Source organism: Pseudomonas syringae group sp. J309-1 (genome assembly GCF_032582135.1).
Lineage (GTDB): Bacteria > Pseudomonadota > Gammaproteobacteria > Pseudomonadales > Pseudomonadaceae > Aquipseudomonas > Aquipseudomonas quasicaspiana.
On sequence record NZ_JAWHNU010000005.1, the window covers coordinates 120746 to 145219 of the forward strand.

Below are 24474 nucleotides of genomic sequence, written 5' to 3' on the forward strand. Positions count from 1 at the left end.
TTCCATTACTGAGAACGAGAGAGTCAGCCAGCGCTTCCGTGGCAGCTATAACGACTGCTGTTCTATTCAGGCAAGCTGGGAAAAATGCCCGAAACCTATAAAGGCTTGGCTAATTTTTTTCATTTCTAGATCTTGAATTGCCTAACCAGTGTATTGAACGAGATAGCCAGCCGTGATAATTCGTGACTCGATGCGCTAGTTTGGTTAGCCCCTGCAGCCGTCTGCGTAGACAGATCCTGAATGTTCACCAAGTTGCGGTCTACTTCACGGGCTACCTGAGCCTGCTCCTCTGCAGCGCTCGCAATCACCAAATTCCGCTCGTTGATCTGATTAACGCCTTCGCTGATTCTTTCAAGCGCTAGCCCTGCTTCTGTCGCTAACGCCTGAGTGCTTTGCACTAGCGTCCGACTTTTACCCATGGCCTGCACCGCTTCGTCGGCTCCGTTACGTACCCGATCGATCATGGCTTCGATCTCACCCGTTGAAGATTGGGTGCGATGAGCCAACGCGCGGACCTCGTCGGCCACGACAGCAAAACCTCGACCTTGCTCACCCGCCCTTGCGGCCTCGATCGCGGCGTTGAGGGCTAGAAGGTTTGTCTGTTCGGCAATACCTCGAATAACCTCCAGAACCTTGGTGATATCATGAATCTGCCCGGCCAAGGCCTCTACGCGCTGAGTAGAGTCTGTAATTTCCAAGGTCACATTATTGATTGCGGTCACGGCCTGCTGTACCTGTTTCTGGCCCTTTGACGCGTCTTCAGCCGTCTGACTGGATATCTGCGATGTGCTGGCTGCATTACGCGCGACTTCTTCGACGGCAGCAGTCATCTCGTTGACTGCCGTGGCCGCTTGCTGGATTTCGTCATTTTGCGTGACTAGCCCGCGCGTGCTGGTCTCAGTGACAGTCGTAAGCTCTTCCGCAGCAGATGCAAGTTGGTCCGATGCATTGGCAATCTGCTGAACAGTGCCTTTAAGGTTGCTTTGCATGTCGGACAGCGATTGCAAGAGCTGCCCGGTTTCATCACTACCTTGAACTTCGATAGGGTGGGACAAATCTCCTTTTGCAACCCGGCCCGCCCCTTCCACCGATCGATAAATGGGACGTGTAATCATGGTCGTCACAATCATGCCGAGCGCTACCGCGCAAACGATGGCAATCAGGCATCCAATAATCTGGGCCCAGGTAACCTGAACGTTTGTACTCGCTGCGGCTTGAATCGTTTCGTTCGCCTGGCGAGCATTTGACTCGGTCATGATCTTTATTTCGCTGACAACTTTTTTGTATGCCGGGGTCACGATGTCGATAGCAATCGTTCTGGCCAACCCTACATCACCAATTTTGAGTGCCTCGAAACCAGAGTCCAACGCCGCAATGTAGGCAGGCCAATCACGTTCAAAATCGTCGCCAGCAGCACGCTCATCCGGTGCCAAAGGCGTGGCCCGATAAGTCTTGAAGGAGGTATGAGATTCGATTTGATTATCACGATAAGACTGAATGACAGCACTGATATCGTCTGCACTGGCATTGGCAGCGGTCAGCACGATGGCCTTGAAAAAGTCACGATTGGTGGCAATGGCATTTGCTTTGATCAGGTCAGTTTTCTGTATTGAGACTAGATTATTGCTAACGATGTCTTGCGTTTGGCCATACAGCTTGGAAATACCCGACTGGCCGAGAGCCGCCACGACGACGGTGATTAGCGCGCACAAACCGAATGCGATCAGCAGCTTGGGCTTCAGTTTGAGATGTGTCATCCAGGACATGAAGGTACTCGACAGTAGTTTTAGGATCGAAGACTCCAATGATCGGCCTCGGCGGAGCTAACTTGAAATGAATCCGACCATCGGACGATTAGGCGTAGGCCAGTAACGTTCCATGACTCAGACAGATGAAGTAGCCGGACGAATACAACGCAACAAAAGTGCACCTGATCGTCATGGATAGATTTCGAGCTTCTATTAAAAACAAGCCCCCTCTTCGAGTCCTCTAACCCCTCCGTGCTCATGAGCTGGTCGAACTGGCTGATCCAACGACTTGCGCTTTCGTCTAAAAGTGACCTTTTGAATCGAACCAAGCCCAAGCGGCATTCAATAAAGCTAACGCAATTGACTGATCCTCACCCTGGGGGTTAGGAAGCATGCCTTCGCCACCAAAGCCATACGCTTCCACGGGCAGGGATTAGATGTGGTCAAGCCCGCCGATATCAATCCCTACGGAGCAACGTTGGAAGGACATATGCGCTACCGCTTAGACTGCTAGTTACCCTCGACCAAGTAGCTATCCTAGCCGGTTGACAAATCGCAAGGTGCACAGCTCGAAGTCTACCTCGCCGGTCGCTTGGGCGGCGCACACCGTCACCCAATATCAGAGTATTTAGTATCCGAATTCATCAGAGGATCCGCCTAAGCGACGCAATTAACCCCAAACGGAGGCTCTATGAGAGTCTGAACATTCGGGTTAGTTATGTAGCGGTGCCATCTCAGAAATGCCTGCTCTTGGCGTGATTGAGCAATTCGCCAGTCGCATCCACCAATGCTGCCCACAGGCATTGACATCATCTCTGCTGTGGCGAGATTTAATTGGGCCAATAAGTCGCGGCTGTTGTCTTCGGCACGCCTTCTTTGAATAGCCATTTTTGCATCTTCTCGAGAGGTTGATGATGAGACACCAGGAAATTACGTCTGCACAGATGTTTCTAACAAACAGACGACCGGGCAGTCATAAGAATGTTTCTCACCCGCATAGAGTCATATAAACGTCACAATTCTTCAGGACGGACTCAACTTCCATTCAATTTTACAATCAGCCGCTGTAGCGGCAGGGACGAAGTCATGCCTGAAGGAAACGTAGTTCAACTCAACAGCGCAGCACGTGATGTGGTCGCGGAGCGCCAGCGTCAGGTAACAGCGGAAGGTTATTCGCTTTACCGCGATGACCTCTATGTGAAGGGCGAGATGTCCGATGCCGCGGCCGCTTATGCCACCTGCGCAGGCAGCGCTAGGTCGATTACTTCGCTTTGGCCATGGGGTGAAGCGACATTCAAACCGAGTTCCGATCGACGCCGGGACCTGGTCAAGGCCGCGGCATTGCTACTGGCCGAAATCGAGCGGCTTGATCGGCTTCCACTGATCCGAAGTTGGCCGGTACGCCGCGACGAAAACGGCTTCTTCCAGCACCCCGATCTTCCAGATTTCGACGAAGGTGACGGCGATAGGTGCAAGGCCTGGATCGCTGAACAAGGTCTTGAGGTGGCGAGGGTTGAACTCGAGTATCACAGCGACGAAGCGGTCTCTGAACGCTACTTCGAAGCTGGCGACCCTGACTGCAGTTACTGGGAGCCGGACCGGCCAGACGGCGAAGAATGGTTCTGCCTGGCAATTCACGATACCGATGATGGCCCTGTGTGCTGGTGGGCGCGGCGAGTGTTGACGCCATGAGCAACCGCGAAGCATTCGAACAGGCCTACGCCGAAGACAACAACTGCGACCTCGAATGGTGCCAAACCCAGCGCATGAAAAACGGCAGCTATCTGGACCGGTACATGGCGAAAGCCTGGTACGGGTGGCAGCGGGCCAAGGAGGCAGCGTGAGTGAGGTGCAGCTCAAACTCATGCCGGTCGCTGTAACGCTTCCTCACCCACCCAGGCACATGGGCTTTCTTGGACCTGACCGAGAAGTACCGGGCTACACGCTCGAGCAGATGCTTGATTTCGGCCGGGCTTGCGCCGCGGAAGCGCTGAAGCAAACTAAGTAACTCAAACCTCCCCCTACTTCATGCCTGCTGTTAGCTGTCGCTCACTTATTCCGCTGCCTCCAACCGATCAGCATGAAGATCAGCCCAGGGATTAGGAAACCCGGTGCCATGTAGGCAAACGTGCGTTCTTCAATCAGACCGTTTAAGCCGAACACAACACCACACACGGTGAACGGGATGCCGACAACAAACATCGGCTGTCTAAACGCTTTATCCACGACTGCAACCCTCCTTAAGAACCTTTCCTATTAAACCATAAAGCCTGCCGGTGATCGGCGGGCGAGGATTCGCTATGCCTACAAAACAGGATGATCGACCACTTCTGACACGGCTCGAAAAGCGCATCGAAAAACGTGAAGGCGGTATGCCCCGCCCTACAGATGTCGACATTGCGTTGCATCAACAATCAGCAGCCGTCATCGCCGAACTGGCAGCCGCGCTCAAGCTCACCCGAGAAAACCTGCGGGCCTGTCAGGCAACCATTCACCTGTGCGGCGGGTTCGACCCGGCCTATGTGAATAACGCCCAAGCAGCGATGAAGGTTGCCGACGAGGCGCTCAGCAAGATATCCGCCTAACCCCTTCTGCCGCCATAGGGCGGCTTGGAGCACCACATGAAACCAAAGCGCCAAGCGGTGCAGGCGCGCCGCGAGCTGGTGAAGATCAGCGAGTTTCAGCGCCGAGTGTGGGGAGAGAACGGTACACCGCTTTGCTCCCAAGCTATCCGCAACCAGATCAAGAACGATGACCTTCCCGGCGAGCGCGTCGGGAAGCTTTGGTTCATCGACTGGACCTCCTACCAAAACGCAACCGGAAACGACTTGGTTGATTCGGTGCTCAGAGGAGCCGCCTAATGTCGCCACGCCCACGCAGCCTCAAGCACAAGGGGCTTCCGCCAAACCTCTATGCCAATAATGGCGGGGAGTCATTCAAATACCGCCGCCCAGATACAGGGGCATGGCACGGCATGGGTACGGACCGGCATAAGGCGGTCCAAGCAGCAAAACAGCTCAACAGCCTGCTCATGGCGGGCACCGATCTGGTGTCTGGTGTCATGGGTGCTACGCAGACCCTTGCATCGTTTCTTGATACCTACGAACGTGAAATCCTTCCGCCGCGCGAGCTGGCGAAGGCCACGTTGACCCTATACAAGGTGCGCGCCAAGCAGATCAAGGCCGCGTTCGGTGATCAGCCGATAGATCAGATCACCATCCGACACATCGCCGAAATGCTTGACGGTATGACAGCGCGCGGCGCGAACCAGACCAGGGCGTTACTTGTGGACGTTTTCAACCACGCCGCATCCAAAGGACTGTGTCCTGACAATCCTGCCGCATGCACCATCCCGAAAATCGAGAAGAAGCAGCGCAAGCGGCACACTATCGAGGGGCTGAAAGCGATTCGCGAAGCCTCTCCGGTGTGGCTACAGAACGCCATCGACTTGGCACTGATCACCGCCCAGCGCCGTAGCGATGTGCTGAACATGAAGTTTAGCGATGTCCACGATGGAGGACTGCACGTAGTCCAGAGCAAAACAGAAAAGGCCAGTGACGCGGGCTGGATCAAGTTCGCCCTTACGAAAGAACTGGCGGCAGTTATTTCCCGGTGCCGCGACGATATTGCATCGCCTTACCTTGTCCACCGTAAGCCGGAGCGGAAAAAGCAATCGCAGGCTCGAGGCAAGGCGCACTGGACGAAGGTCGAGGAAAGGTTTTTAACGAGGGCTTTCAAAGAAGCTCGGGACGCGGCAGGTTGTTATAGCAAGTGGACCGAGGCTGAGCAGCCTGGCTTTCATGAAGTGCGCGCACTTTCGCTCCACCTGTACAAACGGGCGGGCAAAGACGGACAGAAAATCGCGGGACATACAACGGAGGGGATGACTCGGAATTACCAGAAGGATCACAACGACATCATCTGGTCAGAAGTAGTCGCCGACCTCGATATCAAGGAGATTTCGGGCTGATGTTTTGATTTTATATTGATTCAGTTTTGATTATAGGGCTAGAAATGAAAACGGCTCAAACACCGTAAGTGCTTGAGCCGTCTACAGAATAAATGGTCGGGACGGAGTGATTCGAACACTCGACCCCTTGCACCCCATGCAAGTGCGCTACCGGGCTGCGCTACGCCCCGACTAGGCGTGTATCAGTTTCCCATGCTGCGAAAACTTCGAGGAATATAACCTAAGCTTTTGAATTATGGAAGTATCCTGGCGATTTCTACTTGCCCAATACCACCAGAACGTCTTCCAGCTCGACGATCATCTGCCGGAGCAGTTTCTTGTAATCCTGAGTCTCATCCTTGGGTTCGCCAGCGGTCATACGCAGCCGCGCACCACCAATGGTGAAGCCTTGCTCATAGAGCAAGCCGCGGATCTGCCGGATCATCAGCACGTCTTCACGCTGATAATACCGGCGGTTGCCGCGTCGTTTGACGGGGTTGAGCTGAGGAAATTCCTGTTCCCAATAGCGCAAAACGTGCGGTTTCACCGCGCAGAGCTCGCTGACCTCACCAATGGTGAAGTAGCGTTTGCCTGGTATCGGCGGTAACTCGTCGTTATGACTTGGTTCCAGCATAAGCCTCAACTCGGGCCTTCAACTTCTGCCCTGGACGGAACGTGACAACACGGCGAGCCGTGATAGGAATTTCTTCCCCGGTCTTCGGGTTTCTACCAGGCCGCTGGCGTTTATCTCGCAGGTCAAAATTGCCGAAACCGGACAATTTGACCTGTTCGTTATCTTCCAGAGCGTGCCTGATTTCCTCGAAGAACAGCTCGACCAATTCCTTGGCTTCTCGTTTATTCAGGCCCAGCTCTTCGTACAGACGTTCGGCCATCTCAGCTTTCGTCAGAGCCCCCATACGCTACTTCCTTAACGTGGCGTTTAACCTTTCCTCGAGTGAGGTGAGGATTTTATGCGTTGCCGCATTGACCTCATCGTCGTTAAGAGTGCGCGATGGATGCTGCCAGGTCAAGCCAACTGCAAGGCTTTTTCTATGCGGATCAATGCCTTTACCCTGATAAACATCAAATAGCCTGAGGTCTGTGAGCCATTCGCCTGCATTTTCTCGAATAACGTCAAGAACTGCAGTGGCTGCAACGCCTTCATCAGCCAGTAGCGCCAGGTCACGTCTTACTTCAGGAAAGCGCGACAACTCCTGGAATTTCGGCATTTTACCCAATGCGACTTCAGCCAGAATCAGCTCGAAAACGAATACCGGACGATCCAGTCCCAGGGTTTTCGACAACTCAGGGTGAATGGCACCCACATAGCCAACTTCGCGACCATCACGTTCGATGCGCGCTGTCTGGCCCGGGTGCAGTGCTGGATGTTTACCAGGCACGAATTTGAAAGCGTCTAGCGCACCGGCGAAGCCTAGAACGGCTTCAACATCAGCCTTGACGTCGAAGAAGTCGATCACATCACGGCCCTGTGCCCAGCCTTCCGGCAAACGGCTGCCACAGACCACGCCGGCCAGCATCGGCTCTTGTTTCAGACCGTCCAGCTGACCGACGAAGCGCAGGCCGCTTTCGAACAGACGTACACGATCCTGCTGACGATTGAGGTTGTGCTGCAAAGACTTGACCAGGCCAGGCCACAACGAGGCGCGCATGGCGGCCATGTCGTTGGAGATCGGATTTGCCAGCAGCAACGGCTCAGCGCCAGGGCTGAATAGCTCAAATTGCTTGGGATCGATGAAGCTGTAGGTGATCGCTTCCTGATAGCCGCGAGCGACCAACAGGCGACGCAGCTCGGGCAGATCGCTACGGGCTTCAGCCTTGGCTTGCGGTGCCAGACGCGCCTGCGGGTAACGAACCGGCAGACGGTTGTAGCCGTATAGGCGAGCCAATTCTTCGATCAGGTCGACTTCAAGGCTGATATCGAAGCGATGACTCGGCACTTCTACGCGCCACTGCCCTGCCGCTGCAGCTGAAACGGTCAAGCCCAGGCCAGTCAACAAGCCTTCGATTTCGACCGGGTCCATTTTCAGGCCCAGCATCTGCTCGATACGCTCGGCGCGCAAAGTGACCGGCGCGATTGACGGCAGATCTTTCTCGCTGACAGCTTCAATAACGGGGCCAGCTTCGCCACCAGTGATTTCCAGCAGCAGGCCAGTAGCTCGCTCCATGGCCTTGCGTGCCAACTGCCAGTCAACACCGCGCTCGTAGCGGTGCGAAGCGTCAGTGTGCAGGCCATACGAACGGGCCTTGCCCGCGACGGCGATCTGGTCGAAGAACGCGCTTTCGAGGAATACGTCACGAGTCGTGCTGGATACACCGCTGTGTTCCCCGCCCATCACGCCGGCGATGGCCAGAGCGCGCTGGTGGTCAGCGATAACCAGAGTGTCGGCTCGCAGGCTGACTTCCTGGCCGTCCAGCAGAACGAGCTTCTCGCCCTCTTCTGCCATACGGACACGAATGCCACCGTTGATTTCAGCCAGATCGAACGCGTGCAATGGTTGACCCAGTTCGATCATCACGTAATTGGTGATGTCGACCACGGCATCAATGCTGCGAATGTCGGACCGACGCAGACGCTCAACCATCCACAACGGGGTTGGACGCGACAGGTCAACATTGCGAATCACACGACCGAGATAACGCGGGCAAGCGCTGGTCGCCAACACGTCAACCGGACGCACTTCATCGTGCGTCACGGGAACAGCGGCAACGGTCGACACAGCCACAGGGATGGCATAGAGCGCGCCGACTTCACGAGCCAGGCCAGTCAACGACAGGCAGTCGCCACGGTTTGGCGTCAGGTCCACTTCGATGCTTGCGTCATCCAGCTCAAGGTAGACACGGAAGTCTTCACCCACCGGCGCATCGGCTGGCAGCTCCATCAAACCGTCATTGCCCTCGCCCACTTGCAACTCGGACTGGGAGCACAGCATGCCGTTGGACTCAACGCCACGCAGCTTGGCTTTCTTGATTTTGAAATCGCCCGGCAACTCGGCACCGATCATGGCGAATGGAATTTTCAGACCCGGACGCACGTTTGGCGCGCCGCAGACGACCTGAAAGGTTTCCGAACCGTTGCTGACCTGGCATACGCGCAGTTTGTCGGCATCGGGGTGTTGCTCGGTGCTCAGTACTTCGCCGACGATCACGCCGCTGAATACACCAGCGGCCGGGGTGACGCTATCAACTTCAAGACCGGCCATCGACAAGCGGGCAACCAGCTCGTCGCGGGATACTTGCGGGCTTACCCAGCCGCGCAACCATTGTTCACTGAATTTCATCCTGCTCTCCAAAAAAATGCGTTACGGGCGACTCCGGTGCTCTACGACAGCGGCCATTGGCGGGCTGCCGCGAAGCGCCTCAGCGAAATTGCGCGAGGAACCGCAAGTCGTTGTCGAAGAACAGACGCAAGTCGTTGACGCCGTAACGCAGCATGGCCAGACGCTCCACGCCCATGCCGAAGGCAAAGCCCGAGAACTCTTCAGGGTCGATGCCGGACATGCGCAGCACGTTCGGGTGAACCATGCCGCAGCCCATGACTTCCAGCCAGCCAGTCTGTTTGCAGACACGGCAGCCTTTACCGCTGCACATCACGCACTCCATGTCGACTTCAGCGGACGGCTCGGTGAACGGGAAGTAAGACGGGCGGAAACGCACGGCCAGTTCTTTTTCGAAGAACACCCGCAGGAACTCTTCGATTGTGCCTTTGAGGTCGGCGAAGTTGATGTCGCGATCAACCAGCAGGCCTTCGACCTGGTGGAACATCGGCGAGTGGGTAATATCGGAGTCGCTGCGGTACACACGGCCTGGGCAGACAATGCGGATCGGCGGACGCTGCGATTCCATGGTGCGGACCTGTACCGGTGAGGTATGGGTGCGCAACAGCATGTTCGCATTGAAATAGAAGGTGTCATGCATCGACCGGGCCGGGTGATGGCCTGGGATGTTGAGCGCTTCGAAGTTGTGGTAATCGTCTTCCACCTCAGGGCCTTCGGCGATGCCGTAGCCAATGTGGGTGAAGAATTGTTCGATGCGTTCCAGAGTACGGGTAACGGGGTGCAGACCGCCTGAGGTCTGGCCGCGGCCAGGCAGGGTCACGTCAATGGACTCGGCGGCGAGTTTAGCGGCAAGATCCGCTTCCTCGAACTGCGCCTTGCGGGCATTGAGAACCTCTGTGACACGCTCCTTGGCTACGTTGATCAGGGCGCCGACTTGCGGACGCTCTTCTGCAGGCAAATTCCCCAGGGTCTTCATCACCTGAGTCAACTCACCTTTCTTGCCAAGGTATTGAACCCGGATTTGCTCCAGGGCATTGATATCTTCAGCGCTCTGCACAGCCTCAAGAGCTTGCGAGACCAGCGCGTCCAGGTTTTCCATGTACAGACTCCAGATACGAAATAGGGGAAGAGCTTTTAGGCTCTTCCCCTATTTATGACGTTTAACACCGAGCCTCAGAAACTGAGGCCCGGTGATTGTCGGGGACTTAGGCCAAGGTGGCTTTAGCTTTCTCGACAATCGCAGCAAACGCCGCTTTTTCGTTCACTGCCAGATCAGCCAGAACCTTACGGTCGATCTCGATGGACGCTTTTTTCAGGCCGGCGATGAAACGGCTGTAGGACAGACCGTTGATACGAGCACCAGCGTTGATACGAGCGATCCACAGAGCGCGGAACTGACGTTTTTTCTGACGACGGTCACGGTAGGCGTATTGGCCTGCCTTGATTACCGCTTGCTTGGCAACACGGAATACGCGTGAACGCGCGCCGTAGTAGCCTTTAGCAAGTTTCAGAATTTTTTTGTGACGCTTACGGGCAATGACGCCACGCTTTACACGAGCCATGAGTTACTTCCTCTATTCTTGATCAAAATTAACGAAGGCGCAGCATGCGCTCGACTTTTGCCACGTCAGACGGATGCAGCAAGCTGCTACCGCGCAGTTGACGCTTACGCTTGGTCGACATTTTGGTCAGAATGTGGCTCTTGAAAGCGTGTTTGTGCTTGATGCCGTTAGCAGTTTTCAAAAACCGCTTAGCTGCACCACTTTTAGTCTTCATCTTTGGCATGTTCGGATACTCCGCATTCAGTTGATAAACATAACCGCAAGGCCTGCCGTGCCCTGGTGGTTATTTCTTCTTTTTCGGGGCGATGACCATAATCAGCTGGCGTCCTTCCATCTTAGGATGCTGCTCAACGGAACCGTATTCGAGAAGGTCACCTTCAACCCGCTTCAACAGTTCCATGCCCAGCTCCTGGTGGGCCATCTCACGACCGCGGAATCTTAACGATACCTTGGCCCTGTCCCCGTCACTCAGGAAACGTACCAGGTTGCGTAGTTTTACCTGGTAATCCCCTTCCTCCGTCCCTGGACGAAACTTGATTTCTTTAACCTGGATCTGTTTCTGATTTTTCTTGGCAGCGGCAACCTGCTTCTTCTTTTCGAAGATCGATTTGCCGTAGTCCATCAGCTTACAGACAGGGGGTACTGCATCGGCGGAAATTTCCACCAGATCCAGCTTGGCCTCTTCAGCCTTAAGCAGCGCGTCTTCAATTGACACAATCCCAAGCTGCTCGCCTTCAGCTCCAATTAACCGAACCTCGCGTGCCGAGATATTCTCGTTGATCGGGGCTTTCGGTGCAGCTCGTTTATCTTGTCTCATTTCACGCTTAATAGTAATTACTCCGAATCTTGGCGACCACGCCGGGAAACCGCTTGTGCGAGGAATTCAGCGAACTGGGCGACCGGCATCGAGCCGAGGTCTGCACCTTCGCGTGTACGCACAGCGACAGTTTGCATTTCAACTTCCCGATCTCCAATCACGAGGAGATAAGGGACCTTGAGCAAAGTATGCTCACGGATTTTAAAGCCGATCTTTTCATTTCTCAAGTCGGACTTGGCACGAAAACCGCTTTCAGCGAGAGTTTTTTCCACTTCAAGGGCAAAATCTGCCTGTTTATCAGTGATATTCATGATCACTGCCTGAGTGGGTGCCAGCCAGGCCGGGAATGCACCTTCGTAGTGCTCGATCAAAATCCCGATGAAACGCTCGAAAGAACCGAGAATCGCCCGGTGCAACATGACCGGATGTTTACGGCTGTTGTCTTCGGAGACGTATTCGGCGCTCAAACGGATCGGCAAGTTAAAGTCGAGCTGCAGGGTACCACACTGCCAGACACGACCGAGGCAGTCTTTCAACGAGAACTCGATCTTCGGACCGTAGAACGCGCCCTCGCCCGGCTGCAGATCATAAGGTAGACCCGCGCTATCGAGCGCCGATGCCAGCGCGCTTTCAGCGCGATCCCACAGCTCATCGGAACCCACACGCTTTTCAGGACGAGTCGACAGCTTCAGCTCGATGTCCTTGAAGCCGAAGTCGGCATAGACATCCAGGGTCAGTTTGATGAACGCCGCGGATTCCGCCTGCATCTGATCTTCAGTACAGAAGATGTGCGCGTCATCCTGAGTGAAGCCACGAACGCGCATGATACCGTGCAACGCACCGGACGGCTCGTTACGGTGGCAAGCACCAAACTCGGCCAGACGCATCGGCAGCTCACGGTAGCTTTTCAGGCCCTGATTGAACACCTGCACGTGGCATGGGCAGTTCATCGGCTTGATTGCGTAGTCGCGGCTCTCGGACTCGGTGGTGAACATGTTATCGGCGTAGTTCGCCCAGTGACCTGACTTCTCCCACAAGGAGCGATCAACCACCTGCGGCGTCTTGATCTCCAGATAACCATTCTCGCGCTGCACTTTGCGCATGTACTGCTCAAGCACCTGATACAGAGTCCAGCCCTGTGGATGCCAGAACACCATGCCCGGCGCTTCTTCCTGGGTGTGGAACAACCCAAGACGCTTGCCGATTTTACGGTGATCGCGCTTTTCAGCTTCTTCGATGCGCTGGATATAAGCAGCCAGTTGCTTCTTGTCGGCCCAGGCGGTGCCATAGACCCGTTGCAGCTGCTCGTTTTTGGCATCGCCGCGCCAGTAGGCACCAGACAGCTTGGTCAGCTTGAAGGACTTTAGGAAGCGAGTGTTCGGCACGTGCGGGCCGCGACACATGTCGACGTATTCTTCGTGGTAGTACAGACCCATGGTCTGCTGCTCTGGCATGTCTTCAACCAGACGCAGTTTGTAATCTTCGTGACGCGCAGTGAACACATCGATCACTTCGGCGCGCGGAGTGACCTTCTTGATGACGTCGTAATCTTTTTCGATCAGCTGCTGCATGCGCTGCTCGATCGCCGCCATGTCATCAGGCGTGAACGGGCGCTCATAAGCGATATCGTAATAAAAGCCGTCATCAATGACAGGCCCGATGACCATTTTTGCAGTCGGGTACAGCTGCTTGACCGCGTGACCTACAAGGTGGGCGCACGAGTGGCGGATGATCTCCAGCCCTTCCTGATCCTTGGGGGTAATGATCTGCAGGGTGGCGTCTTTCTCGATCAGATCGCTGGCGTCGACCAGTTGACCGTCGACCTTACCGGCAACGGTGGCCTTGGCCAGACCTGCACCAATGGAAAGCGCGACCTCGGCTACGGAAACCGGATGATCGAATGAACGTTGACTGCCGTCGGGAAGAGTAATGGTGGGCATGGCGCCTCCTCTCCTAGTGGTGACCCCTACCAAAGGTCACGTGGGTTGGGATGAGCCAGTACGTGATCCGGTGGTATGCCTGCCTCACAGTGGCAGGAGCCTCGCGGCCAACCTTGAACCGAACCAGATGACTGGTTTGAAATAAAAACTGCACAACGACGGCGAAAAGAACACCAGCCAGACGCAGACAGATATAAAGGACGCGCATCCTATCACAGCTCAACCCATTCACATGCACGCAGGATCAATCAATTGCAGCATCCGCGTTCGCCTCGTAATTTTCAAACTGAACTGGCGTCCACACTCATCGTCAGATAGCTGTGCAACCTGCAGCAAATACGTTGAACCCTATAAAGGAAAACGCCATGAAGCTTATACGTTTACTCGCCCTGCTCGCCCCAATCGCCCTGGCAATGCCACTCAGCGCTCAAGCAGCGATGAGCGCTCCAACCAAAGCCAAGTTCATCCAGGATTGCGTGGCCACCGCGGGACAAAAGCTTGATGCAGCCTCAGCGAAATCCCACTGCGAGTGTGGCGCTGAGCAAGTGAGCAAAAACTTCAGCAGTGCGGAAATTGAAAAAATGAGTAATGCCAATCCGCCACCAACCCCTGAGCAAACTAAAAAAATGAGTGATCTGGTCGCCAAAAACTGCACTCAGCCAAAAAAATAATTCATCTACATGACTTCACGAAGTAAGGCGGGGCATGTTTTCAGGATGACTGAGAGCGAACTCTGAAGGCCTTGAAATACGCGCCTTTCAGCCCCGTCTACTTACGACTCAATGTGACTTTGAGCGTCAGAAACAGGGTGACTTAGAGAAGTTATTCCGGGTTTACCTACGGTTAATGCTCAAAGTTCTTACTGAAAAAGTTCTACATTCCCACATTTCGACTATGATAGGCCGGTGTGCCCAGTTGGCCTGAGCAACACGTACACTGAAAAAATTATGTTCTTGGAGATTCACCATGTCTAATCGCCAAACCGGCACCGTAAAATGGTTCAACGACGAAAAAGGCTTCGGCTTTATCACCCCACAGGGTGGCGGTGACGACCTGTTCGTACACTTCAAAGCTATCGAAAGCGACGGTTTCAAAAGCCTGAAAGAAGGCCAGACCGTTTCGTTCGTGGCTGAGAAAGGCCAAAAGGGCATGCAAGCTGCTCAGGTTCGCGCGGAGTAATCCAGGCGATCTAAAAAAACCCCGTCACTGACGGGGTTTTTTTATGGGTACAGGAAAGGCTCGGCTCAGCCGCAGTTGACCCGCACGACCTTGCCATTGGCATCGGTGTTGAGATTGACGCGATTGGAGCGGTATTCCAGGGTGACCATATCGTTGGCACCAATGAACCGGGCATCTTGCGCCCCTGCTTTGGCTCGGGCCTGGGCGAGCAACGCAGCCGATGCTTGCTGACCTACGGCGAACTGAGCACCTGCGGCGTCGCAGCGCCCACTGGCAACCGGAGCATTCGGTTCTTGAGCTGTTGACTCAGACGTACTGCTGCACCCTGCCAGCAACGACAACGCAACAGCAAACCCGACTGAAGAGATTTTCCACGGCATACAGACTCCTTGACCGATAAACATAAGCTGAATCCTTGCGACAGCGCCGCAACCCATTCGTTGCAACACATGGCCAGTTCCAGGCCATCAGTACAGACCGCTGCGCAGTCTGCCCGAGCTTGATGCGCCACGTCTCAGCAAATCGTCACAAAACATGAGTACGTATGCACCGGGTTCTGACTCGTCACTGAGTTACCGCCGTAGGTTGCAGTGTCAAGCAGCGGCTGAAATGCTTTACTGGAACTGACGTTCGGCCGCCCAGGCCGCACTCTGTAAAGGATCTCCCTTTCAGACGACGAGACGAGGCAGCAATGGCAGTCGTATCCATCGATGCAGACATCAAGGCGAAATGGCACCAGGGACATTCATCACACAGCCCTGGCAACCCGGAAGAGCTGGCGATCATTGCTGTGGACTTGCTGGTAAAGGAGTTGGGCACAGAGGGCGCGCTGGCATTCATCACGCAAGTACTTGCTCGTTACCCGAACGAGACCGGCAAGGCGTAACAAGCGCCTGCCGGTTTCTCAGAGAGGCTTTATTTAAGGCGTGACAGGCGACTGGTCAGCAGATCGAAGAAGCCCTGCGCGTCGCCACTTTCGACCCAGAAGACGTTCTTGTCCCGGCCGAGCGTGTCATACCAGTCGGCAACGGTCTGCCCAAAACCTATGCCTTCACGGCTATCGACAGCCACGTTGATCTGCCTGCCGCTGAACAACTCAGGCTTGAGCAACCAGGCGATGACACTGGCGTCATGCACCGGCCCGCCGGGCAGACCATAGTGAGTCATGTCCAGCTTCACGTACTCATTGAGAATACTGCCGACCAGTTTGCCCGCCTGATTATTCAACGCGGCGATCTGCGCCAGCCGCTGCTCGCTGGTGAGTATTTTGTGGGTGACGTCCAGCGGCAGGTAGGTCAGTTTGACGCCACTGGCCAGAACCACTTGAGCAGCATGAGGGTCCGCGAACAGGTTGAACTCGGCAACCGGCGTGATATTCCCGCCATTGAAGTGCGCTCCGCCCATCACGACGACTTCCTTGATGCCCTGAGTGATTTCCGGATCCTGTACCAGTGCCAGAGCCAGATTGGTTTGCGGCCCCAGCATGGCGATGGTGATGCTGTGCGGTTTGGCCTTGCGCAAGGTGTCAATCAGGTACTGCACTGCATTACCCTGGGCAAGCCCCTGCTTGGGTTCATGCACGGGCACCCCAGGCAAACCTTCCTGGCCGTGGACATTCTCGGCATAAATCGGCGTACGCACCAAAGGCTTGGACGCACCGGCGTATACCGGCACTTCTTCACGCCCCGCCCACTCGCGGGCCAGTCGTGCATTGCGAGAGGTTTTGTCCAGACGCACATTGCCCGCCACCGTCGTGATCCCCAGAACGTTCAACTCCTCGGGGGATGCCAGTGCAAGCAGCAACGCCACCACGTCATCGGCCCCCGGATCGGTATCGATGATCAAGTCGCGTTTTTCTGCGGCCTGGGCCACGCTTGCACTGAGAATGGACAAAAGCAGCAGGCTCCGGAATAACTGTTTGATGATTGGCAATGCTTGCATAGCGAACTCCCTGTTCAGATTAAATGACTTTACGGACAATCAGAAAACCACACCGGCGACCAGCGCAATGTTGCTGTATGGCTCGCACTCACCGGTACGCACGATGGCTTTGGCACTTTTGCTCAGGGCCTTGAGCGCCTCATGACTGAGCAGCCGCTGCTCACCCAGATCGCCATCCAGATTAAGGCCCTCGATAACGCTCAGGGCGGGAGGCTTCTTGAACATGATTTCTTCGGCCAGCACATGGCTTTCGACCTGCATTTCACTCAGTACGGTATCCAGTGCACTGGCGAAGTCGACCATCCCACGGGTCAACGCCAGATCAATCAACTCCACGCCTGCCGGAATCGGCATGCCAGCGTCAACAATCATCACGATATCGCCGTGCCCCAAGGACGCGATGACGCGGGAAAGAGCGATATTCAGCAAGGGTGTTTTTTTCATGTAGGGTCAAACCTTAGTACTTCAGCACGATCAGGGATGGAAGGTTGCGCACCCGCTCGGGTTACCGACAACGCCGCAGCCTTTTGCGCGAAACGAATCGCCTCGGCTTCAGTGCGACCTTCAGCCAGCGCCGCGGCGAAACCGCCGACAAATGTATCACCCGCAGCCGTGCTGTCGACCGCAGTCACGCGCGGCGCAGGAAACTGCTCCATGCCCTGCCCCGATGCCAATAACGCGCCCTGCTCTCCCAGGGTAATGATCACCTTGCCTGCGCCCGCGTCCAGAAGGGACCGCGCTGCGCGCTCTGCAGACGATAGCGAGTCCACCGCAATACCGCTCAGAATCGCTGCCTCGGTTTCATTGGGGATCAGATAATCAATCAACGAATACCACTGATCGGGCAACGCAGCAGATGCTGGCGCAGGGTTGAGAATGACCGTCTTGCCCAGTTCACGCGCTCGACGCAACACATGAGCAACGGTGGGCAACGGCACCTCAAGCTGACAAATGACCACCTGTGCAGCACCGAGCAGCGCATCAAAACGGTCAGTGATATCCGGCGTCAGCTGGCCATTGCCCCCGGCAACAATAATGATCGCGTTCTGGCCATTGGCATCGACCACAATCGAAGCGATTCCGGTGGACACACCCACCACGGTAGTGAGCCCCTGACAATCGATCTGCTCGGCCAGTAAAGCGGCACGCAGTTGCTCACCATAGGCGTCATCCCCTACGCAACCGATCATCGCCACGCGCGCGCCCAGCCGCGCCGCTGCGACAGCCTGATTGGCGCCTTTGCCGCCGGATACCGTGGCAAACGAATCCCCACTCAAGGTTTCCCCCGGACCCGGCAGGCGTTGCGCTCGCGTAACCAGATCCATATTCAAACTGCCGACCACCACTACCTGGGCGTGCGACATCTCTGCATTGTTTTTCACGTTCATCGTTCTTACTCGAGGTAGTTTTTACTCAACGTCATTATGTGGCTGGCGGCGCCGTGGATTCACGCAACACAATGCTTGGGGACACGACACGCTGCTCGGTCACGCCGTCGAAGGGCCCGGTGATGCGCCGCAACAGCATCTGCGCGGCACTCTCGCCCAGCTCGACAATCGACTGACCCACGGTCGTCAGCGCAGGATAGACATAGCGGCTCATTTCGATGTCATCGAACCCCACCACTGACAAGTCTTTTGGCACGCGTAAATTACGCTCGGCCGCAGCGCGCAACACGCCAATCCCGATCATGTCATTACCCGCAAAAATGGCAGTTGGCGGGTTGTCCTCCAGCAGGCTGACAGCCGCCTGATAGCCTCCCGGACTGGTGTAATCGCTTTCGATCACCCAATGCGCCTCAACCTTGATGCCTGCTTCTGCCATGGCTCGCTCGTAACCACGCAGCCTTAGTCGCGCCACACTGGTTTGCGCCGGTCCATGAATGCAGGCGATGTGTCGATGCCCCAACCCCAGCAGATGATGGGTTGCCAGATAACCGCCCAGTTCATGATCTATACGCACCAGGTCGGCATCAATACCCTCCAGCTCCCTGTCGACCACTACCATCGGCGTGCGTACACCGGCGAGGCCACCATCCAGACCAGGATCGCCGCCCACCGAGGACACGATCAGCCCATCGACGCGCTTCTCCAACAGCACGCGCAGATAGCCCCGCTGTTTATCCGCATTGTCATCGCAATTACACAGAATCACGCAGAAACCGTTGCGCTCGCAGTAGTCTTCGATGCCTCGTGCCAACTCGGCAAAATAGGGGTTCACGCCATTGGGGATCAGCAGCCCGATAGTCGACGTGGTTTTGGCTTTAAGAGAACGCGCTACGGCACTGGGCACATAATCCAGTTGCTTGATGGCTGCTTCGACCTTGATCCTGACCTCATCGCTCACGGGCCTGGATTTGTTCAGGACATGAGAAACCGTGGTGTAGGAAATACCGGCCAATGCCGCTACATCTTTGATCGTTGCCATATCAGACCTGGCGCTTGGCGCGATGGCTGCGATAGGTGTCGAGCACTACCGCGATAACAATCACTGCGCCGGTAATAATCCGCTTGGTCGGCTCCGTGGCACCAATTTGCGCCAGTCCGGCCGCCAGCACGGAGATGATCAGGACACCGAAGAAGGTACTGATGATCGAACCGCGCCCGCCCATCAGGCTGGTACCGCCGATCACCACTGCGGCAATAACTTGCAGCTCCAGGCCCGAGCCTGCGTTAGGGTCAGCCGCCTCCAGGCGGGAAATCTGGAACAGCGCAGCCACGCCCGCCAGCAGGCCCATCAACGAGAACACCAGAATCTTGTAAGGCTTGGGATTGATGCCCGCCAGCCGCACGGCCTCTTCATTGGTGCCAATGCCAATCAGGTAGCGCCCGAATACGGTACGGGTAAGCAACGCCTGAGCGACAATAATGACCAGCAAGGCAATCACAAAAGAAGGCGAGATGCCGAAGGCAAAAGGGTCCGATAACCAGGCATACGAGTCGCCAATGTAGGCCGTGCGCGAGTCGGTCATCTGGTACGCGACACCCCGGGCCATTTCCAGCACGCCCAGCGACACGATGAATGATGGAATCCGCCAGGCAACAGTGATGGATCCGGTAATCGTCCCGGCGAGTGCGGCGCATGCCATGCCAAACAATGCAGCCGGGATAATGCTCCAGCCCCAGCCAAGAATGGCCACACTTACGGCTGAAGCCGCCAGTGCCAGCACCGAACCCACCGACAGGTCAATGCCGCCGATGATCAGCACAAAGGTCATGCCGACTGCCAACACCATCAAGTCAGGGATCTGGTTGGCGATGGTGCTGAAGGTGTTGTACGAAAGGAAGTGGTCACTGAGCAGCGAGAACAGCACGATCATCGCCAGCAGAGCACCCGCCAGGCCCAGATAAGTCCCCAGGCCGAAATAGGTGCCGCTGCGTTTGGCGGGTGAAGGCAAAGCCGGTGAAGGGGTAGAGGTTTTCATCAAGCAGTCCTCGGCGCGGCTTCACTCAGCAGCGCGTCGCGTTTTTGATAGCCGGCAAATGCGGCAGCGAGCAGTTCGTCCTGGGTCCAGCTGTCGCGCTCGAAGGTGTCGATCAGGCGTCCGGCAGACAGCACGCCGATGCGATCACAGATCAGCATCAGCTCGCGCAAATCACTGGAGACCACGACCAGCGCCCTGCCCTGACGGGTCAGCTCACCAAACAACCCGTAGATATCGAATTTGGCACCAACATCGATGCCCCGGGTTGGTTCATCGAACAGCATGATCGGACAGTCACGCTCCAGCCATCGACCAATCACCACCTTCTGCTGATTGCCACCGGAAAGCTCGGAAACCAACTGCGCCGGACCGGAACTGCGGATGTGCATGGCGTCGATCTGCCGTTGCGCCAGGTTCATTTCATCTTGAGCCTTGACCAGTCCGCCAGCCGAGACTGCATCCATGTTGCCCAGGGCGATATTGGCGCTGATGGACTGGGTCAGCAAAAGCCCCTCGCCCTTGCGGTCTTCAGTGATCAACGCGATACCCTGGCGAACGGCGTCGGCAGGTGAACGAATCGAAACACTGCGCAGCGGACTACCCAACTCGATGGTGCCGCTGTCGGCCAGATCGGCACCGTAGATCAGGCGCATAAGCTCGGTACGACCCGCACCGATCAATCCGGAGATACCGAAGATTTCGCCTTTGCGAACCTGAAACGAGACATCCCGAACCTTGTCACCCCGACTCAGGCCTTTGATGCTCAGTGCGACTTCCCCAATCTGGCGCGCCCCCAGATCGATCTTGTCACCCAGTTCGCGACCGACCATCAACGTCACCAACTGCTCGCTGCTGTAATTGGCGATAGCGTCGACGCACACCAGCTTGCCATCGCGCAGCACAGCGATACGTTGCGCGACACGCTGCAATTCCTCAAGGCGGTGAGAGATGTAAATGATCGACACGCCGCGTGCCTGCAGGCGGGTGATCTGCTCGAACAACATCTCGACTTCCCGAGCCGTCAACATGGCGGTCGGCTCATCAAGAATCAGCACGCGACAGTCACCGATGAGATTGCGGGCGATCTCCACCATCTGCTGATGACCGATGCCCAGTTCACCGACCAATGTATCCGGGTCGATTGCATCCAGCCCTACTTGAGCCATGGCCTGCGTCGCATCTTCACGCAGACGCTTGCGGTTGATCCAGCCGGCACGTCGCGGCAGGTTGTCGAGAAACAGGTTTTCAGCAACGGACAGCGTGGGCAGCAGGTTGAGTTCCTGCATCACCATACGCACCCCCAGCTTTTCTGCCTGGGTTCGACTGGTCGGCTGATAGCTTTCGCCCTGGAACTGCATCTGCCCGGTGGTGGGCGCTTCCAGACCGCCGATTATTTTCGAAAGAGTACTTTTTCCTGCGCCATTTTCCCCCGTGAGGGCCAGCACTTCGCCGCGCATCAACGTCAGGTCGATATCGCCAAGTACGGGTTGCGCGTAGGTTTTGCCTATACCGCTGACAGAAAGCACAGCAGTTTGAGCTGAAACGGACATAAATCTCTCCGTGCACCTGCCCAGGACGGGCAGATGCAGTCATTCGACGAAGGAGTTACAGTTTGGATTGAGTGACCAGCGTGACCGGCGTTTCGATGACCCCATTCACTGTCTCGACTTTTTCGCCCTTGAGAATTTTCAAGGCCGCGTCGATACCGAACATGGCTTGCCTGGCGGCGAACTGATCAGCCGTCGCCAGCACTCGACCGTCTTTGATCATGGGCTGGATAGCCTTGATGTTGTCGTAGCCCACTACTTTGACCTGATCCTTTTTGCCTGCCGCTCGCACGGCAGAAACAGCGCCCAGCGCCATGCTGTCGTTACCGGCCAGCAGCGCTTTCAGGTTCGGGTGGGCATTGAGCATTTGCGAAGCAACGGCGTTGCCTTTGTCGATTTCCCAGTTACCAGACTGAACCGAGACAATCTTCATCTGTTTGGCTTCCATGGCATCCTTGAACCCAGCTGTGCGCTGCTGAGCGTTGGTGGTCGTGGAAACGCCTTCGATAATGCCTACTTCATCACCCGGATTCAGGTCGCGAGCCAGGTACTCACCCACCAGCCTGGCACCTTTACGATTATCGGGTCCCACAAAAGGCACACTGATGCCTTTGCTTTTCAGCACCTCAGGGTCCAGTTGATTGTCGATGTTCACGACCGTGATCCCGGCGTCCATCGCCTTCTTGATAACCGGCACCAACGCCTTGGAGTCTGCGGGGGCGATGACCAGTGCGTTGACCTTGGAAACGATCATCTGCTCGACAATGCGGATCTGGCTGGAGGTGTCTGATTCGTCCTTGATGCCGTTGGAGATCAAATCAAACTTGTCAGCGTTTTCTTTCTGGTAAGCCTTGGCACCGTCTTCCATGGTTCGGAAGAACTCGTTGGCAAGGGATTTCATCACCAGCGCGACTTTGGGCTTTTCAGCGGAGTCAGCGGATAAAGCAGGGAGGGAGGTTGTTGCGGCAACAGCAGCGAGCATAGCGACGGCAAGAACGCGTCCAGCAAATGGCAGCTTCATGGGTACACTCCGATCTTATGATTATTGTGTCGGGCAAAGTATCGCACCCCTGATCGACGATCAGGGCGCAAACGTTTGCGAGAAACGAACTATGAGAAACGGCGCGACGATTGTCAACGCCCGGAACGGAGCGCGGCGCTAAATAATCGAGTAACGATTACACCGTAATGTCCATGCCACCACTTCTGTCGAGTTCTTTGAACAACGACGCGGACATCAACATGATCGATCCGGTGACCGCGGTTATCTGACTTTGAAAGCTGGACACCACCGAGTTTTTGGCCGCGAGATTCGAATAGGCAGCGTTTTCTGCGGACTGCATCCTCGCCCTCAAGTCACGTAACTGCTCCTGCAATTCGGCCAGACGCTTGAGCAGCCGTTTGGAAGAGACACTCAGATGATCGGAAATGTCGCCGCTGATTTTTTTCTCTTCCGACGTCGTATCGAGCTTCTTCTCGTCTTCAGTAACAGCATCTGTGCTGGGGGTCGTTCCCGCACTGATACTGAACGCAGGCGCTGAAAAACCGACGGTGAAAATAGTCATGACTGTCATCCTGAATTAATGGAGTCCTGACCCAGCAATCGGCTAAGCCGTTTTTTTCTTTAACGCTGAGTGCCAGACGGTGATGCCTACAGGTCCGTTCTGTTTTCCTACAGAGAAGTTGCGAAATAGCCCACAGTGAAATACTGTATGCCCGTACAGCAACCCAGGAACCTTTTCCGTGGCGAAATCCAGCGCAGCAACTCAGTCCCTACCCAGCTCCTACGAACGTTTGGGCGTAAGAGTACAAAAGATCATCAATTCACCTACGGCACAGAAAGCCAAGGCGGCCTTGATATTCCGTCTGCCAGATGAAATCGAAGACGAGTGGAATCAGTTGCTTGAAGAGATCGCTGAAAACGACAACGTAACCCTCGCCTATCGGGATGATGGCGGTATACACATTTTCTGGACAGTGCCGAAGGAAGACTGACGGCATGATGGTGCGAATCCTTACCCTGCTTTGTACAACCCTGCTCCTCACCGCTCCAATCAACGTTCACGCAGAAGCGCCACATACCTTCAGCCAGGCAAAAAAAATTGCCTGGGGCCTCTACTCCGCCCAGTCAACGGAGTTTTACTGCGGCTGTAAATACAGTGGCAACAAGGTTGATATCGCCGGTTGCGGCTATGTCCCACGCAAGAACGCCACGCGCGCCAAGCGCATTGAATGGGAGCACATCGTTCCGGCATGGCAAATCGGCCATTTGCGTCAGTGCTGGCAAAACGGCGGGCGCAAAAACTGTACGAAAAACGACAAGATTTTCCAGCAAGCCGAAGCCGACCTGCACAACCTTGTGCCTAGCATTGGCGAGGTCAACGGCGATCGAAACAATTTCAGCTTTGGCTGGCTTCCGGCCCAAACGGGCCAGTACGGATCGTGCCTGACCCAGGTTGATTTCAAGGCCAAAAAGGTCATGCCACGGCCTTCCATTCGCGGCATGATTGCGCGCACGTATTTCTATATGAGCAAGCAGTACAACTTGCGTCTGTCGCGTCAGGACCAGCAGCTTTATCAGGCCTGGAACAAGACATATCCCGTGGAAAGCTGGGAGCGCCAGCGTAATCAGAAGATTGCCTGTGTGATGGGACGAGCCAACGAGTTCGTAGGCCCGGTAGATCTGAAAAGCTGCGAAAAAACCGTCTCAAGAGCCCGTTAGCGGCCTACCTGAATCGGGCAACCTGAGGGACAGGTTGCCCGGCTAGCAATGCTCTCTTCTGCCTGAGGCGCAGTCCCTCTCAACTCCATAAAGCACATCGCCACTCATCGGAGTTTTGTACAACTATGTTCAATTCGGTGTAAATCTCCGTATCTCTTTTCGGGACAAAACATCAGAAAAGCGATAGCTGGAGCAGCAGTACGATTCAAGGCCGCTTGAAGTCTTTTGCAAGCCTGTATCGATCTCTAAATGATTGGGTAGCACGTCGGACACATTACCGGCTCAAGCTCTCAGGTACCAAAAAAGTACACATTTTCAGAGACGCATCCCGACACCAAACAGGCAGGGA

30 protein-coding genes, 1 tRNA gene and 1 pseudogene are annotated in these 24474 nt (G+C 55.6%); 11 read left to right on the plus strand and 21 right to left on the minus strand.

The genetic code is table 11. From position 1 onward, the window contains the following. Window positions 1-125 precede the first annotated feature (125 nt). On the minus strand, window positions 126-989 hold the full coding sequence (locus RX972_RS29410; RefSeq protein WP_410478194.1) for a methyl-accepting chemotaxis protein: 864 nt from the start codon (window positions 987-989) through the stop codon (window positions 126-128). Then, window positions 984-1766 (minus strand): annotated as a pseudogene (locus RX972_RS29415) (MCP four helix bundle domain-containing protein); the annotation flags it as partial. The gene RX972_RS29410 and the pseudogene RX972_RS29415, both read right to left, overlap by 6 nt. A gap of 1362 nt (window positions 1767-3128) precedes the next feature. Here RX972_RS29415 and RX972_RS04570 point away from each other — a divergent pair. The 3 genes from RX972_RS04570 to RX972_RS04580 are packed head-to-tail and all read left to right on the plus strand — an operon-like array spanning window position 3129 to window position 3756. Continuing rightward, window positions 3129-3440 carry a hypothetical protein gene (locus RX972_RS04570; protein ID WP_410478195.1) on the plus strand — a complete coding sequence of 104 codons (312 nt, stop codon included), beginning with the start codon at window positions 3129-3131 and terminating at the stop codon, window positions 3438-3440. Further along, window positions 3437-3592, plus strand: a complete 156-nt coding sequence (locus RX972_RS04575) for a hypothetical protein (protein ID WP_316872799.1) — start codon at window positions 3437-3439, stop codon at window positions 3590-3592. Before RX972_RS04570 ends, RX972_RS04575 begins: the two co-directional genes overlap by 4 nt. After that, window positions 3589-3756, plus strand: coding sequence for a hypothetical protein (locus RX972_RS04580; RefSeq protein ID WP_316872801.1), 168 nt, complete (start codon window positions 3589-3591; stop codon window positions 3754-3756). The genes RX972_RS04575 and RX972_RS04580 overlap by 4 nt, the downstream gene beginning before the upstream one ends. A 41-nt stretch (window positions 3757-3797) precedes the next feature. Here RX972_RS04580 and RX972_RS04585 read toward each other — a convergent pair whose 3' ends face one another. Then, complete coding sequence (locus tag RX972_RS04585; protein WP_316872802.1) at window positions 3798-3974, minus strand: hypothetical protein; 177 nt, start codon at window positions 3972-3974, stop codon at window positions 3798-3800. A gap of 74 nt (window positions 3975-4048) precedes the next feature. Here RX972_RS04585 and RX972_RS04590 point away from each other — a divergent pair, with 74 nt between their 5' ends. Genes RX972_RS04590 through RX972_RS04600 form a run of 3 tightly spaced genes read left to right on the plus strand, consistent with a single transcriptional unit; the run spans window position 4049 to window position 5718 of the window. After that, the gene (locus tag RX972_RS04590) at window positions 4049-4333 is read left to right on the plus strand and encodes a hypothetical protein (protein WP_316873036.1); all 285 of its coding nucleotides are present in this window, start codon (window positions 4049-4051) and stop codon (window positions 4331-4333) included. Between the two features lie 36 nt (window positions 4334-4369). Further along, window positions 4370-4609 carry a hypothetical protein gene (locus RX972_RS04595; RefSeq protein WP_316872803.1) on the plus strand — a complete coding sequence of 80 codons (240 nt, stop codon included), beginning with the start codon at window positions 4370-4372 and terminating at the stop codon, window positions 4607-4609. After that, a complete protein-coding gene (locus RX972_RS04600; RefSeq protein WP_316872805.1) occupies window positions 4609-5718 on the plus strand; it encodes a tyrosine-type recombinase/integrase in 1110 nt (369 codons plus the stop codon). Before RX972_RS04595 ends, RX972_RS04600 begins: the two co-directional genes overlap by 1 nt. Before the next feature lie 93 nt (window positions 5719-5811). Here RX972_RS04600 and RX972_RS04605 read toward each other — a convergent pair. The 9 genes from RX972_RS04605 to thrS form a co-directional block, all read right to left on the minus strand. After that, window positions 5812-5888: transfer RNA gene (locus tag RX972_RS04605), tRNA-Pro, on the minus strand. An 86-nt stretch (window positions 5889-5974) separates the two neighbouring features. Beyond that, window positions 5975-6331, minus strand: coding sequence for a MerR family transcriptional regulator (locus tag RX972_RS04610; RefSeq protein ID WP_027898690.1), 357 nt, complete (start codon window positions 6329-6331; stop codon window positions 5975-5977). Further along, on the minus strand, window positions 6312-6614 hold the full coding sequence (gene ihfA / locus RX972_RS04615) for an integration host factor subunit alpha (RefSeq protein WP_002553164.1): 303 nt from the start codon (window positions 6612-6614) through the stop codon (window positions 6312-6314). Before ihfA ends, RX972_RS04610 begins: the two co-directional genes overlap by 20 nt. A 3-nt stretch (window positions 6615-6617) precedes the next feature. After that, entirely contained in the window at window positions 6618-8996 is a 2379-nt protein-coding gene (pheT, locus tag RX972_RS04620; RefSeq protein ID WP_316872809.1) for a phenylalanine--tRNA ligase subunit beta, read from the minus strand. A 79-nt stretch (window positions 8997-9075) separates the two neighbouring features. Beyond that, entirely contained in the window at window positions 9076-10092 is a 1017-nt protein-coding gene (gene pheS, locus RX972_RS04625; protein WP_027898688.1) for a phenylalanine--tRNA ligase subunit alpha, read from the minus strand. 106 nt (window positions 10093-10198) lie between these two features. Further along, window positions 10199-10555 carry a 50S ribosomal protein L20 gene (rplT, locus tag RX972_RS04630; protein ID WP_007905879.1) on the minus strand — a complete coding sequence of 119 codons (357 nt, stop codon included), beginning with the start codon at window positions 10553-10555 and terminating at the stop codon, window positions 10199-10201. 28 nt (window positions 10556-10583) lie between these two features. Beyond that, window positions 10584-10778, minus strand: a complete 195-nt coding sequence (gene rpmI, locus RX972_RS04635) for a 50S ribosomal protein L35 (protein ID WP_002553160.1) — start codon at window positions 10776-10778, stop codon at window positions 10584-10586. Window positions 10779-10838: 60 nt separating this feature from the next. Continuing rightward, a complete protein-coding gene (gene infC / locus RX972_RS04640; protein WP_176469887.1) occupies window positions 10839-11390 on the minus strand; it encodes a translation initiation factor IF-3 in 552 nt (183 codons plus the stop codon). Continuing rightward, window positions 11390-13312, minus strand: a complete 1923-nt coding sequence (gene thrS, locus RX972_RS04645) for a threonine--tRNA ligase (RefSeq protein WP_027898686.1) — start codon at window positions 13310-13312, stop codon at window positions 11390-11392. Before thrS ends, infC begins: the two co-directional genes overlap by 1 nt. A 341-nt stretch (window positions 13313-13653) precedes the next feature. Here thrS and RX972_RS04650 point away from each other — a divergent pair, with 341 nt between their 5' ends. Continuing rightward, entirely contained in the window at window positions 13654-13983 is a 330-nt protein-coding gene (locus tag RX972_RS04650; RefSeq protein ID WP_255879094.1) for a hypothetical protein, read from the plus strand. A 295-nt stretch (window positions 13984-14278) separates the two neighbouring features. Next, the gene (locus RX972_RS04655) at window positions 14279-14491 is read left to right on the plus strand and encodes a cold-shock protein (RefSeq protein ID WP_007905882.1); all 213 of its coding nucleotides are present in this window, start codon (window positions 14279-14281) and stop codon (window positions 14489-14491) included. 65 nt (window positions 14492-14556) lie between these two features. Here the strand turns inward: RX972_RS04655 and RX972_RS04660 are convergent, their stop codons facing one another. After that, on the minus strand, window positions 14557-14871 hold the full coding sequence (locus tag RX972_RS04660) for an I78 family peptidase inhibitor (RefSeq protein ID WP_027898684.1): 315 nt from the start codon (window positions 14869-14871) through the stop codon (window positions 14557-14559). Between the two features lie 311 nt (window positions 14872-15182). Here RX972_RS04660 and RX972_RS04665 point away from each other — a divergent pair, with 311 nt between their 5' ends. Further along, complete coding sequence (locus RX972_RS04665; protein ID WP_027898683.1) at window positions 15183-15377, plus strand: hypothetical protein; 195 nt, start codon at window positions 15183-15185, stop codon at window positions 15375-15377. Between the two features lie 29 nt (window positions 15378-15406). On the opposite strand, the gene RX972_RS04670 is transcribed toward RX972_RS04665, so the two are convergent. The 8 genes from RX972_RS04670 to RX972_RS04705 all read right to left on the minus strand — a co-directional run bounded on the left by RX972_RS04670 (window position 15407) and on the right by RX972_RS04705 (window position 22968). After that, window positions 15407-16432 (minus strand): nucleoside hydrolase, encoded by a 1026-nt coding sequence (locus RX972_RS04670; protein WP_027898682.1) that lies wholly within the window; start codon window positions 16430-16432, stop codon window positions 15407-15409. A 39-nt stretch (window positions 16433-16471) separates the two neighbouring features. Further along, complete coding sequence (gene rbsD / locus RX972_RS04675) at window positions 16472-16876, minus strand: D-ribose pyranase (RefSeq protein WP_027898681.1); 405 nt, start codon at window positions 16874-16876, stop codon at window positions 16472-16474. Continuing rightward, window positions 16873-17820, minus strand: a complete 948-nt coding sequence (gene rbsK, locus RX972_RS04680) for a ribokinase (protein ID WP_263271805.1) — start codon at window positions 17818-17820, stop codon at window positions 16873-16875. Before rbsK ends, rbsD begins: the two co-directional genes overlap by 4 nt. A gap of 34 nt (window positions 17821-17854) precedes the next feature. Continuing rightward, window positions 17855-18859 carry a LacI family DNA-binding transcriptional regulator gene (locus RX972_RS04685; RefSeq protein WP_099268695.1) on the minus strand — a complete coding sequence of 335 codons (1005 nt, stop codon included), beginning with the start codon at window positions 18857-18859 and terminating at the stop codon, window positions 17855-17857. Between the two features lies 1 nt (window position 18860). Then, complete coding sequence (locus RX972_RS04690; protein ID WP_027898678.1) at window positions 18861-19856, minus strand: ABC transporter permease; 996 nt, start codon at window positions 19854-19856, stop codon at window positions 18861-18863. Continuing rightward, complete coding sequence (locus RX972_RS04695; RefSeq protein ID WP_316872825.1) at window positions 19856-21406, minus strand: sugar ABC transporter ATP-binding protein; 1551 nt, start codon at window positions 21404-21406, stop codon at window positions 19856-19858. Before RX972_RS04695 ends, RX972_RS04690 begins: the two co-directional genes overlap by 1 nt. Window positions 21407-21461: 55 nt before the next feature. Continuing rightward, window positions 21462-22424, minus strand: coding sequence for a sugar ABC transporter substrate-binding protein (locus tag RX972_RS04700; protein WP_027898676.1), 963 nt, complete (start codon window positions 22422-22424; stop codon window positions 21462-21464). A gap of 157 nt (window positions 22425-22581) precedes the next feature. Beyond that, window positions 22582-22968 carry a hypothetical protein gene (locus RX972_RS04705; protein ID WP_099268693.1) on the minus strand — a complete coding sequence of 129 codons (387 nt, stop codon included), beginning with the start codon at window positions 22966-22968 and terminating at the stop codon, window positions 22582-22584. A 178-nt stretch (window positions 22969-23146) separates the two neighbouring features. Here RX972_RS04705 and RX972_RS04710 point away from each other — a divergent pair, with 178 nt between their 5' ends. Both RX972_RS04710 and RX972_RS04715 read left to right on the plus strand, forming a co-directional pair. Continuing rightward, the gene (locus tag RX972_RS04710) at window positions 23147-23398 is read left to right on the plus strand and encodes a DUF1654 domain-containing protein (protein ID WP_027898675.1); all 252 of its coding nucleotides are present in this window, start codon (window positions 23147-23149) and stop codon (window positions 23396-23398) included. Between the two features lie 4 nt (window positions 23399-23402). After that, window positions 23403-24125, plus strand: coding sequence for an endonuclease (locus RX972_RS04715; RefSeq protein WP_231674811.1), 723 nt, complete (start codon window positions 23403-23405; stop codon window positions 24123-24125). Window positions 24126-24474 lie beyond the last annotated feature (349 nt).

What these genes read in the sequence shown, in the direction of transcription:
- RX972_RS04695 (WP_316872825.1), bottom strand. Translation starts at nt 21,406, where the DNA reads ATGTCCGTTTCAGCTCAAACTGCTGTGCTTTCTGTCAGCGGTATAGGC.
- RX972_RS04590 (WP_316873036.1), top strand. Translation starts at nt 4,049, where the DNA reads ATGCCTACAAAACAGGATGATCGACCACTTCTGACACGGCTCGAAAAG.
- RX972_RS04595 (WP_316872803.1), top strand. Translation starts at nt 4,370, where the DNA reads ATGAAACCAAAGCGCCAAGCGGTGCAGGCGCGCCGCGAGCTGGTGAAG.
- RX972_RS04690 (WP_027898678.1), bottom strand. Translation starts at nt 19,856, where the DNA reads ATGAAAACCTCTACCCCTTCACCGGCTTTGCCTTCACCCGCCAAACGC.
- RX972_RS29410 (WP_410478194.1), bottom strand. Translation starts at nt 989, where the DNA reads ATGCAAAGCAACCTTAAAGGCACTGTTCAGCAGATTGCCAATGCATCG.
- RX972_RS04600 (WP_316872805.1), top strand. Translation starts at nt 4,609, where the DNA reads ATGTCGCCACGCCCACGCAGCCTCAAGCACAAGGGGCTTCCGCCAAAC.
- RX972_RS04715 (WP_231674811.1), top strand. Translation starts at nt 23,403, where the DNA reads ATGATGGTGCGAATCCTTACCCTGCTTTGTACAACCCTGCTCCTCACC.
- RX972_RS04700 (WP_027898676.1), bottom strand. Translation starts at nt 22,424, where the DNA reads ATGAAGCTGCCATTTGCTGGACGCGTTCTTGCCGTCGCTATGCTCGCT.
- RX972_RS04610 (WP_027898690.1), bottom strand. Translation starts at nt 6,331, where the DNA reads ATGCTGGAACCAAGTCATAACGACGAGTTACCGCCGATACCAGGCAAA.
- rplT (WP_007905879.1), bottom strand. Translation starts at nt 10,555, where the DNA reads ATGGCTCGTGTAAAGCGTGGCGTCATTGCCCGTAAGCGTCACAAAAAA.
- thrS (WP_027898686.1), bottom strand. Translation starts at nt 13,312, where the DNA reads ATGCCCACCATTACTCTTCCCGACGGCAGTCAACGTTCATTCGATCAT.
- RX972_RS04670 (WP_027898682.1), bottom strand. Translation starts at nt 16,432, where the DNA reads ATGCAAGCATTGCCAATCATCAAACAGTTATTCCGGAGCCTGCTGCTT.
- RX972_RS04575 (WP_316872799.1), top strand. Translation starts at nt 3,437, where the DNA reads ATGAGCAACCGCGAAGCATTCGAACAGGCCTACGCCGAAGACAACAAC.
- RX972_RS04660 (WP_027898684.1), bottom strand. Translation starts at nt 14,871, where the DNA reads ATGCCGTGGAAAATCTCTTCAGTCGGGTTTGCTGTTGCGTTGTCGTTG.
- rpmI (WP_002553160.1), bottom strand. Translation starts at nt 10,778, where the DNA reads ATGCCAAAGATGAAGACTAAAAGTGGTGCAGCTAAGCGGTTTTTGAAA.
- RX972_RS04665 (WP_027898683.1), top strand. Translation starts at nt 15,183, where the DNA reads ATGGCAGTCGTATCCATCGATGCAGACATCAAGGCGAAATGGCACCAG.
- pheS (WP_027898688.1), bottom strand. Translation starts at nt 10,092, where the DNA reads ATGGAAAACCTGGACGCGCTGGTCTCGCAAGCTCTTGAGGCTGTGCAG.
- RX972_RS04655 (WP_007905882.1), top strand. Translation starts at nt 14,279, where the DNA reads ATGTCTAATCGCCAAACCGGCACCGTAAAATGGTTCAACGACGAAAAA.
- pheT (WP_316872809.1), bottom strand. Translation starts at nt 8,996, where the DNA reads ATGAAATTCAGTGAACAATGGTTGCGCGGCTGGGTAAGCCCGCAAGTA.
- RX972_RS04685 (WP_099268695.1), bottom strand. Translation starts at nt 18,859, where the DNA reads ATGGCAACGATCAAAGATGTAGCGGCATTGGCCGGTATTTCCTACACC.
- rbsK (WP_263271805.1), bottom strand. Translation starts at nt 17,820, where the DNA reads ATGAACGTGAAAAACAATGCAGAGATGTCGCACGCCCAGGTAGTGGTG.
- rbsD (WP_027898681.1), bottom strand. Translation starts at nt 16,876, where the DNA reads ATGAAAAAAACACCCTTGCTGAATATCGCTCTTTCCCGCGTCATCGCG.
- ihfA (WP_002553164.1), bottom strand. Translation starts at nt 6,614, where the DNA reads ATGGGGGCTCTGACGAAAGCTGAGATGGCCGAACGTCTGTACGAAGAG.
- RX972_RS04705 (WP_099268693.1), bottom strand. Translation starts at nt 22,968, where the DNA reads ATGACTATTTTCACCGTCGGTTTTTCAGCGCCTGCGTTCAGTATCAGT.